The organism is Xenorhabdus beddingii, from assembly GCF_002127545.1.
Taxonomy (GTDB): Bacteria; Pseudomonadota; Gammaproteobacteria; order Enterobacterales; family Enterobacteriaceae; genus Xenorhabdus; species Xenorhabdus beddingii.
Map to the genome: position 1 here is coordinate 83842 of NZ_MUBK01000006.1, position 13617 is coordinate 97458.

The following is a 13617-nucleotide window of genomic DNA, read 5'->3' on the forward strand; positions in this document are numbered from 1 at the left end:
TAAGGAGTATCAGGATGAAAGTTGCAGTTCTCGGTGCAGCCGGTGGTATTGGTCAGGCACTTGCCCTTCTACTCAAGACCCAACTTCCTTCAGGTTCAGAACTTTCCTTGTATGACATTGCTCCGGTGACCCCGGGTGTGGCAGCCGATCTGAGCCATATCCCAACGGAAGTCAAAGTCACTGGTTTTGCTGGTGAAGATGCAACCCCTGCTTTGGCAGGCGCAGATGTGGTATTGATTTCTGCGGGTGTGGCACGTAAGCCGGGTATGGATCGTTCCGATCTGTTTAATATCAATGCCGGGATCATTCGTAATCTGGTTCAGCAAGTTGCGAAAACATCACCAAAAGCATTAATCGGAATTATCACTAACCCAGTGAATACGACTGTGGCGATCGCGGCTGAGGTTCTGAAAAAAGAAGGTGTTTACGATAAAAACCGTCTGTTCGGTGTGACAACATTGGATATTATCCGCTCCAATACGTTTGTTGCTGAACTGAAAGGTAAAAAAGTAGCAGAAACGGAAGTGCCGGTGATTGGTGGGCATTCAGGCGTAACCATTCTGCCATTGCTGTCTCAAATTCCAGATGTCCGCTTCACTGATGAAGAAATTGAAGCATTGACTAAACGTATCCAGAACGCCGGTACTGAAGTGGTTGAGGCAAAAGCGGGTGGCGGATCGGCAACGTTGTCTATGGGACAGGCCGCAGCACGTTTCGGGCTTTCTTTGATCCGTGGCCTGCAAGGCGAAAGCAACGTGATTGAATGCAGCTATGTTGAAGGTGACGGTAAACATGCCCGTTTCTTTGCCCAACCGGTTCGTTTGGGTAAAAAGGGTATCGAAGAGCGTTTAGATATTGGTAAGTTGAGTGACTTCGAACAGAAGTCACTCGCTAATATGCTGGATGTTTTGAATAAAGATATTGAGTTAGGCGAAAAATTTATTAATGGTTAATTTATTTAATTCGTAATTTATTAATATACGAATTAAGTTAAATATATTAGCTAACTAAAACCGCTAGTTCAAAAATAACTAGCGGTTTTTTTTGAACACGTATAATTATATTGTTAGCTAATTATTTTTTTTATCTCGAATTTTTCTTTCTAATAGCTCTCCTGTGTGTGGATTGAAATAACGGCTTGGCCATATTTCAGACGGATGCAATCCTAAGTAATTAGCTATTATCCATTCTCCCTTAGGCCATGGGCGAGAAAGTGTATTCGCCAAAGTAGATGAACTCAGACCCGCTTCACGGGAAACCGCAGCCAGTGTCGTTCCTCGTTTACGTAAAGCAGCAATAATATCAGCAGGATGCCAATCCGATTTCATAGAAATCATTTTTTTAATCCTTTCCTATTAAATTTGAAGCCACATTAGTGGTATAACTAAAGCGTTAGTGTGAAATTAATAACGAACACGAATCTGTTATTAAGAAAATAAAATACCATTATTTTTTCTAAAAATATTTCTAATTTTTTCTTAATAACGTCTTTTTTGAACTTGGTTACAAAAATAGAGAAACATTATGAAAAAAGAGTGGTATACGGCAATGGAGTTGACCGGTGTAGGGGAGTTACCTAGATCACCACAAGGAGTTAATGCCAGAGCAAAACGTGAAGAATGGTTACGGCAGAAACGAGCGGGTGTTCAGGGAAGAGCAATTGAATACCATTACTCTTGTTTTCCTGAGACAACTCTGACGGCTTTGGAACTTCATGAAACACCAGCGGAATATCAGGTTCAGAAGCAAGATCCTTTGTCCATTTGGGTAAGTGCATTCAATTTACTCAGCGAGGAAGAAAAGGAGGTAATTACCGAAGTGATATTACGAGATGGCATCAGAAGTTTTTTGGAAAAAATCACAGCTAATTGAGACAGCTTTTGAAAAGCCAAATGTTTAAAATTTGGCTTTCTCTTCACTGTTCCAGTATAAAGCGAGGAGAAAAAGATGAAAAAAGAATGGTATTCTGCAAAAGAGCTCATCGGCCTCGCAGGGCTGCCATCGTCTCCCCAAGGAGTCAATCTGATGGCAAGACGCGAGGGTTGGGAACAACGCCGTAAGCGTGGAGTGCAGGGAAAAGCATTGGAATATAGTGTCAACAGTTTGCCAGAGGAAGTGCTGGGTGTACTGACTGTCAGTGAAAATTCGGTCGAGTACTACCGGAATAAGCGACAGGACCCCTTTATGATTTGGGTGGAGGCTTATTATCAGTTGACCAAATCCGAAAGGGAAAGAATTGTTAAGTTTATTTTGAGAAAAGGGCTGGCCAGCCTTGTTCAATACGCCGTCATTCAGGATATTGACAATAAAGACAGCATCCCGGACTGAACAATCCGGGATGCTGATTATTTAGGTCTAAAAAAACAGGTTTAAAAAAACAGGTTCAAAAAAGCAGTTTCAGACCCTGTTTCAAAAAAGCAGGCTCAAGAAAGTCGCTGTACTGCGACATGGGCCAATCCCACAAGGGCCGCCTTGTATGGAGAATCATCCAGTATTTGCAACGCTGAAATAGCCTTATCCGCTTCTTCCTCCGCCCGTTGGCGGGTGTATTTAAGTGAACCGCACTGTTTCATTGTTGCCAGTACCGCATCCAACAGATGGCGGCCATTGCCTTGCTCAATCGCGCGGCGTATCAGGGCCGATTGCTCTGGCGTTCCGTGGTTCATGGCGTGCAAAAGCGGCAATGTTGGCTTGCCTTCGTTCAGATCGTCCCCGGTATTCTTACCGAGCGTGTTGTCATCAGAATCATAATCCAGCAGGTCATCAATGAGTTGAAATGCCGTACCAAGATAACGGCCATAATCGCGCAACGCTATTTCTTGTGCCGGGGTGGCATTGGCCAGAATCGCGGCTGAATGTGCAGCGACCTCAAACAGGCGAGCCGTTTTACTATAAATGACCCGCATATAATCATCTTCGGCAATATCAGGGTCATTGCAGTTCATCAACTGCATGACCTCACCTTCAGCAATCACATTGGTGGCATCAGACATCAGTTTTAATACACGCATGGAGTCAAGATCCGTCATCATCTGAAATGAGCGTGTATAAATAAAATCCCCCACCAGGACACTGGCGGCATTACCATAAATGGCATTGGCGGTTGCTTTGCCCCGTCGCATGTCAGATTCATCAACCACATCATCATGCAGCAGAGTGGCGGTGTGAATAAACTCGATCAAAGCGGCCACTTTGATGTACTTTTCTTCTTTGCAATGCAATGCCTTGCCAGCCAGCACAGCAATCATTGGGCGGATGCGTTTGCCACCACCACTGATAATGTAGTAACCAAGCTGGTTGATCAGTGCAACCTCGGAATTTAATTGGTTAAGAATGGTTTCATTAACCGCTGCCATATCCTCAGCGGTGAGCTTTATTATCGATTCTAAGTTCATGTTTTGGCTTCGGACTCTGATTCAGAGATGTGCTCATTAATTAGCATATCAATAGATATCACAATATATCGATTGTACTTGAAAAACCGTTCAAATAAATGACAATCGAAAAACTCTGTTTTTTTCTCATCTGTTCTAATTCTGCTCTTGTCTTCCAAGCGGTTTTTGCGTAGAATTCGCGCCCTATTGTGAATATTTTATAGCGCGCTCTGGAAAGAATTATAGGGGGTGCGCGGAAAGCGGAGTTTATATGTACGCAGTTTTCCAAAGTGGTGGTAAACAACACCGAGTAAGCGAAGGCCAAACAATTCGCTTGGAAAAGCTGGACATCGCAACGGGTGAAACTGTCGAGTTTGACCAGGTGCTGATGGTCGCTAATGGTGAAGACATCAAAATCGGCGCTCCAGTAGTTGAAGGCGTTAAAGTTAAAGCGGAAGTTGTTGCTCACGGTCGTGGCGAGAAAATTAAAATTGTTAAGTTTCGTCGTCGTAAACACAGCCGTAAGCAGCAGGGCCACCGTCAGTGGTTCACCGATGTTAAAATCACTGGCATCGCTTAAGATTTTAGGAGAGCAGATTAATGGCACACAAAAAGGCTGGCGGCTCGACTCGTAACGGTCGCGATTCTGAAAGTAAACGTCTGGGTGTAAAACGTTTTGGTGGTGAGTCTGTTTTGGCAGGCAGCATCATCGTTCGTCAACGTGGTACTAAATTCCACGCAGGTAACAACGTAGGTTGTGGCCGTGACCACACCCTGTTCGCATTAGCTGACGGGAAAATTAAATTCGAAGTTAAAGGTTCAAAAAACCGTAAATTTATCAGCATCGAAGCTGAATAAGTTTTCTGGATCTTGATCGAATCGGAAGCCCTGCAATGTGTTGCGGGGCTTTTTATATTCTGGATTACGCCATCTCTGGGTACTCGCTGCCATCCAGTTTTACAGTGGCTATCCTACGGAGAAAAGTGATGAAATTTGTAGATGAAGCCAGGATTCTGGTTGTAGCGGGAGATGGTGGCAATGGTTGCGTCAGCTTCCGTCGTGAGAAATATATTCCAAAAGGTGGGCCGGACGGCGGTGATGGTGGTGATGGCGGTGACGTCTATCTGCTGGCAGATGAAAACCTCAATACGCTGATTGACTACCGTTTTGAAAAATCCTTCCGTGCCGAACGTGGTCAAAATGGACAAAGCCGTGATTGTACCGGCAGACGTGGTCAGGATATTACCATCAAGGTTCCGGTCGGAACTCGCGTGCGCGACATTGCCACAGGAGAAGTGCTTGGGGATATGCTGCGTCATGAACAGCGTTTCATGGTGGCAAAAGGGGGTTTCCACGGCCTTGGCAATACCCGCTTTAAATCCTCTGTTAACCGTGCCCCTCGTCAAAGAACGATGGGAACGCCGGGAGAAAGCCGCGAGCTGATGCTGGAGCTGATGCTGCTGGCTGATGTGGGTATGCTGGGAATGCCAAACGCAGGTAAATCCACCTTTATTCGGGCGGTTTCAGCAGCCAAACCCAAAGTAGCCGATTATCCCTTTACAACGTTGGTGCCAAGCCTCGGTGTTGTGCGTATGGATAACGAGCAAAGTTTTGTGGTCGCGGACATTCCGGGGTTGATTGAAGGTGCGTCAGAAGGTGCCGGTCTGGGTATTCGCTTTCTGAAGCATTTGGAACGTTGTCGCGTATTGCTGCACTTGATTGATCTCTGCCCGATTGATGAGTCTGATCCGGTTGAAAACGCTCGCATCATTACTCAAGAGCTGCACAAGTACAGTGAAAAACTGGCAGAAAAACCACGTTGGCTGGTATTCAACAAAGTGGATCTGACCGATCCCGAAGAAGCAAAACAGCGGGCTAAAACCATTGCTGATGAGCTTGGCTGGGAAGGTGATTATTACATGATCTCAGCGGTAAACCGTCAGGGCGTGAAAGAGCTTTGTTGGGATATCATGGAATTCATGAAGACGCAGCCTCGTAGCATGGAAACGTCAGAAGAATCCCAACCTGAAAAAGTTGAATTCATGTGGGATGACTACCATAAAGAACAGTTGCAGCAATCACCGGATGATGAAGATTTGGATGATGACTGGGACGAAGAAGACGACGAAGGCATTGAGTTTATCTATAAACACTAGTCTTCACGTCAGAGGTTCGGACATGAAAAAAGGGCGCTATTTTGGCGCCCTTTTTGTTTGTTTAAATAATCGTTTTTTATCAATGACTTAGGTATAACGATTTATATAAATGATTTTCGAAACGTGACAAGGGAACACGGCGGGTTCGCTGATTGTCAGGAGAAACAGAGTAAGCAGAAACAAACTGGACGAAAGCGATTTGCTGCCCGCTGGCGGCGGTCATGAAGCCTGCCAGATTATAAACGCCCTGTAATGAACCTGTTTTGGCAAATATCTTACCATCCATCCCCGCTTCATGCAGCCCCGGACGATAAGCCAGAGTGCCGTCATATCCGGCTCTGGGCAGCATGGAGATGAAATCCAATTCATCATTGTGCTGACCAATAAATTGCAATATCTCCATCATGGTTGCCGGTGTAATTAAATTATGGCGTGAAAGGCCGGAACCATCCACCATGACCGTATTGCCTAAATCCACTCCCGCTTTTTGTTTCAAAATCTGCCGCACCGCGTCGGAGCCGGTACGCCATGTTCCGGGAACATTAAAATAGCGATGACCGAGGGTACGGAAGAGGGTATCCGCAATCATGTTGTCCGATTTTTTCAGCATGACTGAAAGCATATTGTGTAACGGTACAGATTGATTCAGGGCGAGAATTTTTTCTGGGTGATGAGGAAGTGATTGGCGTCGTAGAGAACCTTTTAACTCAATGCCTGCGATAGCCAGTTCATTTTTCAGGATGGTGCCGGCATAGCTGGCGCCATTCTGAATGGCGAATGCCAATGGGAGTGGTTCATCGCGTTGAGTCAGGCAGCCTGTGAGCGTATATCGGTTGAGATCACCGGTTGTGACATCCAGTTCACAGTATTTTGCTTCTGGCGAGCCTTTGGCTAATGTTTTGACTTCACTGAATACATTCACCGGATAAAAAGAGGGAACACGGACGAATGCCAATTCGCCGGGTTGCTCTGAGCTGTAAAGTGAAACCGAAAAACAGTTTTTATCCACAATGGCGGCCGCCGGAGGAGAACTGAAACACTGGGTCATATCGTTCCAGACCCAGCCGGGCGCTTTATCGTGGCTGGCGAAAATTGAAACGTCTATGATAAGGTCACCCTCAATCTCTTTTATGCCGGATTGCTTTAATGTCTCAACCATACTGCGCAGTTGTGAACGTGTCAGCATCGGGTCACCGACAAAACGAGCCGTCAGATTACCTTTTACTGCACCCTCAGAGATATCGGCATCACTTTCCAGTGTGGTTACAAAGTGATAATCCTTGCCAAGCTGTAGCAGGGCTGCCAATGCGGTCACAATTTTTTGGGTGCTCGCAGGTAATGCCATCTGTTCCCCGTGATAATCCACTAACGGGGTTTTTGAACCCACTTTCTGGGCGATGAATAGGGCATTCGTCCCTGTAGGCAAATACTGAGCGCTTTCCTCAATGGAAGAGGCAGTTGCACTGAAAACACTCAGACTCAAACTGAGCATACAAGCTATTCTGCTGGTCATTTTTAAAAGAGCCATAGATCTCGCATATGAAGGTGGATGTATTCCAATAATATTTGTATTAATAATACTAAGGTGCAATTTAGGGAAAAGTAAACGATGATCCATCATCAACTCTACGTTAGAATGATAGATTAGTAGTTAAAATATGTCTGTGAACCTCAGGTTATGCTGGGTTTGCGCTCCTTTTATTGTCTGAGTGCCCGCCTGATAGGGTGTGCTCATTGTGCTGTTATTAAAAAAATCAGGAAGATGTGTTTGGGCTTAGGATTGATTTAGAGGTTTTATAAATGAAACAAATTCCGATGACGGTACGTGGCGCGGATAAATTGCGCGAAGAATTAGAACATTTGAAAAATGTACGTCGCCCTCAAATTATTACTGCAATCGCTGATGCGCGTGAGCATGGTGATTTGAAAGAAAATGCGGAATATCATGCCGCTCGTGAGCAGCAAGGTTTCTGCGAAGGCCGTATTCAGGAGATTGAGGCCAAACTTTCCAATGCACAGGTGATTGATGTCACGAAGATGACCAACAATGGTCGTGTGATCTTTGGGGCAACGGTAACGGTACTGAATGTGGATTCAGATGAAGAGCAAACTTACCGTATCGTGGGTGATGATGAAGCGAATATCAAAGAGAATCTTCTTTCCGTGAATTCACCGATCGCCCGTGGCCTGATTGGTAAAGAAGTGGATGATACGGTTGTTATCACCACACCTGGCGGCCAAGTGGAATACGAAGTGCTGAACGTAGATTATCTCTAATGGACACCATGGTAAGCGCTTATCACGCTTATACCCGTCATACTTCAAGTTGCCTCTTTGTTGGCTGCACTCGCTCCCTTGCCGCCGCGATGCAACTCGAATTATTTAGGACGGGACACATGGAATAAAAAAGGCCAGATCTGGCCTTTTTTATCATGGTAAAAAGATATGGCACTTTTGTATAAGTATGCCGTGATTATTTAGGTAAACTGATTTTGCGTTCTTTTGATGGGCGGTAGAGAACGAGCATTTTCCCTATGATTTGCACATTATGTGCACCAGTTTCACGAACAATCGCTTCAGCGATCAAAGTTTTTAGTTCGCGCTCTTCGCCTGCAACTTTGACTTTGATAAGCTCGTGATGCGAAAGAGTTTGTTCGATTTCAGCCAATACGCCTTCGGTCAGCCCGTTGTTGCCGATCATAACAACAGGTTTTAATGAATGAGCGAGACTTTTCAGGTATTGCACTTGTTTCTTGTTAAGGGTCATCGTTTTTTTGCTTAGTTGGGATTGAAAACGACATATTCTACCGCCATCTCATATCTATCACCATAAAAGTGTGGTGTGGTTTGATAAAAGAGTGTCAAAAATAAGGCTCTTTATTAGTATAGTTGGAAAGAACAATGGCCAATAAAAAACGCTCAGCAAGCTCAAGTCGCTGGTTACAAGAACATTTTAGTGATAAATATGTTCTTCAGGCACAGAAAAAAGGGCTTCGCTCTCGCGCTTGGTTTAAACTTGATGAGATACAGCAAAGCGACAAAATCTTTAAACCGGGCATGACCGTTGTTGATTTAGGCGCTGCTCCGGGAGGGTGGTCTCAATACGCAGTCAGTCAAATTGGTAATGGCGGGCGAGTCATTGCTTGCGATCTTTTGCCGATGGACCCGATAGTGGGGGTCGATTTCCTTCAGGGAGATTTTCGTGATGAACTTGTATTGAAAACATTGCTTGAAAGAGTAGGTGGTAATAAAGTCCAGGTCGTCATGTCGGATATGGCTCCCAATATGAGTGGAACCCCCGCGGTCGATATTCCCCGATCCATGTATCTGATTGAGTTAGCGTTGGATATGTGTCGTGATGTGCTGGCCCCTGGGGGGAGTTTTATTGTCAAAGTGTTTCAGGGAGAAGGCTTTGATGAATACCTGAGGGAAATACGCTCCCTTTTTACGAAAGTAAAAATTCGTAAACCAGAAGCTTCGCGGGCACGATCACGTGAAGTATACATTGTAGCGACAGGGCGGAAAGTGTAGTACCCTGACTACTATTTGTTAACACAGTTGTAATATGAGGTTAATCCCTTGAGTGACATGGCGAAAAACCTGATTCTCTGGTTAGTCATCGCAGTTGTCTTGATGTTATTGTTCCAGAGTTTTGGTCCCAGCGATTCTAGCGGTCGTAGGGTTGATTACTCTAATTTCATCAGTGAGATATCGCAGAATCAAGTAAGCGAAGTACGTATTTCGGGTCGTGACATTGATTTCACTAAGAAAGACAACGGTGGAAAATACAGCACTTATATGCCAATTCTGGATGAGAAGCTGCTGGATACCCTTCTCAATAAGCAGGTAAAAGTTGTTGGTGAACCACCAGAACAGCCTGGTCTGTTGGCGTCCCTCTTTATTTCATGGTTCCCAATGCTACTGCTGATTGGCGTCTGGATCTTCTTTATGCGCCAAATGCAAGGTGGTGGCGGTAAAGGGGCAATGTCTTTTGGTAAAAGCAAAGCCCGAATGTTAACTGAAGATCAGATCAAGACCACATTTGCCGATGTTGCGGGTTGTGATGAAGCAAAAGAAGAAGTGGGCGAGTTGGTTGAGTATCTGCGTGAACCCGGCCGTTTCCAAAAACTGGGTGGCAAGATCCCGAAAGGTATCCTGATGGTGGGGCCTCCTGGTACAGGTAAGACATTACTGGCAAAAGCTATCGCAGGTGAAGCCAAAGTCCCATTCTTTACCATTTCTGGTTCTGACTTCGTTGAAATGTTTGTTGGTGTGGGGGCTTCCCGTGTTCGCGACATGTTCGAACAAGCGAAGAAAGCTGCACCTTGTATTATTTTTATCGACGAAATTGATGCAGTAGGGCGTCAGCGCGGAGCGGGTTTGGGTGGTGGACACGATGAACGTGAACAGACACTTAACCAGATGCTGGTTGAAATGGATGGTTTCGAAGGTAACGAAGGCATTATCGTTATCGCAGCAACCAACCGTCCTGATGTATTAGATCCTGCATTGCTGCGTCCTGGTCGTTTTGACCGTCAAGTTGTCGTTGGCCTGCCTGATGTCCGTGGTCGTGAGCAAATTCTGAAAGTCCATATGCGTCGTATCCCTCTGGATACTGATATTGATGCCTCTATCATTGCTCGTGGCACACCGGGTTTTTCCGGTGCGGATCTGGCAAACCTTGTGAATGAAGCGGCTTTGTTTGCGGCTCGCAGTAACAAGCGCGTTGTATCTATGGTTGAATTCGAAAAAGCCAAAGATAAGATCATGATGGGCGCGGAACGTCGTTCAATGGTGATGACGGAGGAACAGAAAGAAGCTACCGCATACCATGAAGCCGGACATGCCATCATCGGCCGTTTGGTGCCAGAACACGACCCTGTTCATAAAGTCACGATTATTCCTCGTGGCCGTGCGTTGGGTGTCACGTTCTTCTTGCCAGAAGGCGATCAAATCAGTGCAAGTCGTCAGAAATTGGAAAGCCAAGTTTCAACTTTATACGGCGGGCGCTTAGCTGAAGAGATTATCTATGGTGTAGACAGTGTTTCCACTGGCGCGTCCAATGATATTAAAGTGGCAACATCCATTGCACGTAACATGGTGACACAATGGGGCTTCTCAGAAAAACTGGGTCCATTGCTGTATGCAGAAGAAGAAGGTGAAGTTTTCCTCGGTCGTTCGGTTGCTAAAGCGAAACATATGTCTGAAGACACTGCTCGTTTAATTGACCAGGAAGTGAAAGCTATCGTCGATCGTAACTATCTGCGTGCACGTCAGATTCTGATGGATAATTTGGATATTCTTCACTCAATGAAAGATGCATTGATGAAATATGAAACCATTGATGCTCCTCAGATTGATGATTTGATGAATCGAACGACAGTACGTCCACCGGCCGGTTGGGAAGGTGGCAATAGTGGCGGTAATAGTAATAACGGCAATAGTAATAACAGTAATAGTAACAGTAATAGTAACAGTAATAGTAACAGTAATAGTAATAACAGCCATACGCCATCAGCTTCGCAACCAACGGCGAAACCAGCGGATGATAATCCAACGGCGTAACGAGGTTAACAATCTTACAAAACAAGGGTGATGGCAAATGACTGCCCTTGGATTTGACGGACTGAACTTCTTAAATTAAACCCCAGGTTCTGCCTGGGGTTTTGACATTAAAGGCACCCTAGATGAAACTGACAGCCAGAGGCCGTGTCCTCGATCTTTCCAGCCCGCAAGTGATGGGGATCTTGAATGTGACTCCCGATTCCTTCTCCGATGGCGGAACCCATAACACCCTTGATACGGCCTTGAAACATGCGGCTAAAATGCTTGATGAAGGTGCAACCATCATTGATGTAGGGGGAGAATCGACACGTCCTGGTGCACATGAGGTGAGTGAGCAGGAAGAACTGGATCGCGTTGTTCCGGTGATAGAAGCACTGGCGCAACGTTTTGACGCCTGGATCTCAGTGGATACGTCAAAAGCCGTTGTGATGCGGGAGTCAGCCAAGGCGGGTGCCCATATCATCAATGACATTCGTGCATTGCAGGAACCGGGGGCACTCGACGCGGCGGCACAAACCGGATTGCCAGTCTGCTTGATGCACATGCAGGGTCAACCTCGCTCAATGCAAACAGAGCCACATTATGAAGATGTCTTGTCAGAAGTAGAAACATTCTTGGTAGGGCAAATTGAACGTTGTATTGCGGCAGGAATCGCAAAAAATAACTTGATCCTTGATCCAGGCTTCGGTTTTGGTAAGAACTTGTCGCATAATTATCAGCTATTGGCTCATCTGCAAGAGTTCCATCGTTTGGGATTGCCGATTCTGGCGGGAATGTCACGTAAGTCTATGATTGGTCAATTACTTCATGTACCCGCGCAAGAGCGTGTGACAGGAAGTGTTGCCTGCGCTGTGATTGCCGCCATGCAAGGTGCTCAAATTATTCGGGTGCATGATGTAAAAGAAACCGTTCAGGCAATGCAAATCGTTCAGGCAACACGGTCTGCGCGGAACGCGATGTCAGAAAACACGCTGTGAGCAAAGAATACGTTCAGCAAAGGAAAAAGAAATTTATGAGTAGCCGTAAATATTTTGGTACTGACGGTATCCGTGGCAAAGTGGGTAATACCCCAATTACCCCAGACTTTGTTTTGAAACTTGGTTGGGCTGCGGGAAAAGTACTGGCCCGTCATGGTTCTCGCAAAATTATCATTGGTAAAGATACCCGAATATCAGGCTATATGCTGGAATCAGCGCTGGAAGCGGGGCTGGCCGCAGCAGGATTATCCGCATCCTTTACTGGCCCGATGCCAACCCCTGCCGTGGCATATCTGACACGTACTTTCCGTGCAGAAGCAGGCATTGTCATTTCTGCTTCCCATAATCCTTACTATGATAACGGCATTAAATTCTTCTCCATTGACGGGACGAAGCTGCCTGATGATGTTGAAGAGGCGATTGAAGCCGAAATGGAGAAGCCACTGACGTGTGTGGAATCTGCCGAATTGGGGCGTGCAAATCGCATCGTTGATGCAGCGGGCCGTTATATTGAGTTTTGTAAAGGGACATTCCCTAGTGAACAGAGCTTAAATGGACTGAAAATTGTTTTGGATTGTGCAAATGGTGCGACCTACCATATTGCCCCCAATGTCCTCAGAGAGCTGGGTGCGGATGTCATTACCATCGGTTGTGAACCGAATGGCATCAATATCAATGAAGAATGTGGCGCGACAGATGTTCGCCTGCTGCAAAAGCGGGTATTGGAAGAGCAGGCCAATATTGGCCTGGCATTTGATGGTGATGGTGATCGTATCATCATGGTTGATCATTTGGGTCATAAAGTGGATGGCGACCAAATCCTTTATATCATCGCGCGTGAGGCATTAAGACAAGGGCAATTACGTGGTGGTGCCGTGGGTACGTTGATGAGTAATATGGGGCTGGAGCTAGCGTTGAAGCAGCTTGGCATCCCATTTGAACGTGCAAAAGTCGGTGACCGTTATGTACTGGAAAAATTGCAGGAAAAAGGCTGGCGCTTGGGCGCGGAAAATTCAGGCCATGTGATTTTGCTGGACAAAACGACGACAGGCGATGGTATTGTCGCCGGATTGCAAGTCCTGAGTGCAATGGTACGCAATGACATGAGCCTGCATGACCTGTGCAGTGGCATGAAACTTCTGCCTCAGATTCTGGTTAATGTTCGCTTTTCCGGCAATTCCGATCCTCTGCAATCAGAACCTGTGCTTGAGGCCGTGAAATCCGTGGAGACTGAATTGAATGGCCGGGGTCGTGTTCTGTTGCGTAAATCGGGTACAGAACCATTAATTCGCGTGATGGTGGAAGGCGAAGATGAGGAACAGGTTAGCGCATTGGCGCACCGTATCGCGGATGCCGTGAAAAAAATGGGTTAATTTGTTGATTTTTTCTTCAATCAGCACCAGTATTTAAAAATAATCTTGCGTGTCAGAAACGCTTTGGTTAGTATTCACACCCGCTCAATAAGTTAATTTTTCTAATTTTGTGAGCGGGTGATGCAGAATAACGTCGCTACGAAATTAACGTTGCAACGAAATTGTGGTAAAC

General features: G+C 45.8%; 15 protein-coding genes. 11 read left to right on the forward strand and 4 right to left on the reverse strand.

From position 1 onward, the window contains the following. The first annotated feature begins 14 nt into the window (after nt 1–14). Nucleotides 15–953 carry a malate dehydrogenase gene (gene mdh, locus Xbed_RS05455; protein WP_086111919.1) on the forward strand — a complete coding sequence of 313 codons (939 nt, stop codon included), beginning with the start codon at nt 15–17 and terminating at the stop codon, nt 951–953. Between the two features lie 117 nt (nt 954–1070). Here the strand turns inward: mdh and Xbed_RS05460 are convergent, their stop codons facing one another. After that, nucleotides 1071–1337 carry a helix-turn-helix domain-containing protein gene (locus Xbed_RS05460; RefSeq protein ID WP_086111920.1) on the reverse strand — a complete coding sequence of 89 codons (267 nt, stop codon included), beginning with the start codon at nt 1335–1337 and terminating at the stop codon, nt 1071–1073. Between the two features lie 187 nt (nt 1338–1524). Between Xbed_RS05460 and Xbed_RS05465 the strand changes: the two genes are divergently transcribed. Together Xbed_RS05465 and Xbed_RS05470 are read left to right on the forward strand one after the other, a co-directional pair. Then, on the forward strand, nt 1525–1872 hold the full coding sequence (locus tag Xbed_RS05465) for a DNA-binding protein (protein ID WP_086111921.1): 348 nt from the start codon (nt 1525–1527) through the stop codon (nt 1870–1872). Between the two features lie 75 nt (nt 1873–1947). Continuing rightward, nucleotides 1948–2328: a DNA-binding protein gene (locus tag Xbed_RS05470; RefSeq protein WP_086111922.1), complete on the forward strand. Its 381-nt coding sequence runs from the start codon at nt 1948–1950 to the stop codon at nt 2326–2328. A gap of 95 nt (nt 2329–2423) precedes the next feature. Here the strand turns inward: Xbed_RS05470 and ispB are convergent, their stop codons facing one another. Then, nucleotides 2424–3395 carry an octaprenyl diphosphate synthase gene (gene ispB, locus Xbed_RS05475; protein WP_086111923.1) on the reverse strand — a complete coding sequence of 324 codons (972 nt, stop codon included), beginning with the start codon at nt 3393–3395 and terminating at the stop codon, nt 2424–2426. A gap of 250 nt (nt 3396–3645) precedes the next feature. On the opposite strand from ispB, the gene rplU reads away from it, so the two are divergent. The 3 genes from rplU (at nt 3646) to cgtA (ending at nt 5530) form a co-directional block, all read left to right on the forward strand. Next, a complete protein-coding gene (rplU, locus tag Xbed_RS05480) occupies nt 3646–3954 on the forward strand; it encodes a 50S ribosomal protein L21 (RefSeq protein ID WP_012986964.1) in 309 nt (102 codons plus the stop codon). 20 nt (nt 3955–3974) lie between these two features. Further along, nucleotides 3975–4232: a 50S ribosomal protein L27 gene (gene rpmA, locus Xbed_RS05485; RefSeq protein WP_086111924.1), complete on the forward strand. Its 258-nt coding sequence runs from the start codon at nt 3975–3977 to the stop codon at nt 4230–4232. A gap of 128 nt (nt 4233–4360) precedes the next feature. Beyond that, entirely contained in the window at nt 4361–5530 is a 1170-nt protein-coding gene (gene cgtA / locus Xbed_RS05490; RefSeq protein WP_086111925.1) for an Obg family GTPase CgtA, read from the forward strand. A 79-nt stretch (nt 5531–5609) separates the two neighbouring features. Here cgtA and dacB read toward each other — a convergent pair whose 3' ends face one another. Then, entirely contained in the window at nt 5610–7058 is a 1449-nt protein-coding gene (gene dacB, locus Xbed_RS05495; RefSeq protein ID WP_167371871.1) for a serine-type D-Ala-D-Ala carboxypeptidase, read from the reverse strand. A 272-nt stretch (nt 7059–7330) separates the two neighbouring features. Here dacB and greA point away from each other — a divergent pair, with 272 nt between their 5' ends. Continuing rightward, entirely contained in the window at nt 7331–7807 is a 477-nt protein-coding gene (gene greA / locus Xbed_RS05500; RefSeq protein WP_086111927.1) for a transcription elongation factor GreA, read from the forward strand. Between the two features lie 196 nt (nt 7808–8003). Here the strand turns inward: greA and yhbY are convergent, their stop codons facing one another. Continuing rightward, complete coding sequence (yhbY, locus tag Xbed_RS05505; RefSeq protein ID WP_139837455.1) at nt 8004–8297, reverse strand: ribosome assembly RNA-binding protein YhbY; 294 nt, start codon at nt 8295–8297, stop codon at nt 8004–8006. 134 nt (nt 8298–8431) lie between these two features. On the opposite strand from yhbY, the gene rlmE reads away from it, so the two are divergent. From rlmE to glmM, 4 genes are all read left to right on the forward strand, one after another. Further along, complete coding sequence (gene rlmE / locus Xbed_RS05510; protein WP_086111929.1) at nt 8432–9061, forward strand: 23S rRNA (uridine(2552)-2'-O)-methyltransferase RlmE; 630 nt, start codon at nt 8432–8434, stop codon at nt 9059–9061. 48 nt (nt 9062–9109) lie between these two features. Continuing rightward, nucleotides 9110–11095, forward strand: coding sequence for an ATP-dependent zinc metalloprotease FtsH (gene ftsH, locus Xbed_RS05515; protein WP_167371872.1), 1986 nt, complete (start codon nt 9110–9112; stop codon nt 11093–11095). 122 nt (nt 11096–11217) lie between these two features. Then, nucleotides 11218–12072: a dihydropteroate synthase gene (gene folP, locus Xbed_RS05520; RefSeq protein WP_086111931.1), complete on the forward strand. Its 855-nt coding sequence runs from the start codon at nt 11218–11220 to the stop codon at nt 12070–12072. 35 nt (nt 12073–12107) lie between these two features. After that, nucleotides 12108–13445 carry a phosphoglucosamine mutase gene (glmM, locus tag Xbed_RS05525; RefSeq protein WP_086111932.1) on the forward strand — a complete coding sequence of 446 codons (1338 nt, stop codon included), beginning with the start codon at nt 12108–12110 and terminating at the stop codon, nt 13443–13445. Nucleotides 13446–13617: the final 172 nt, after the last annotated feature.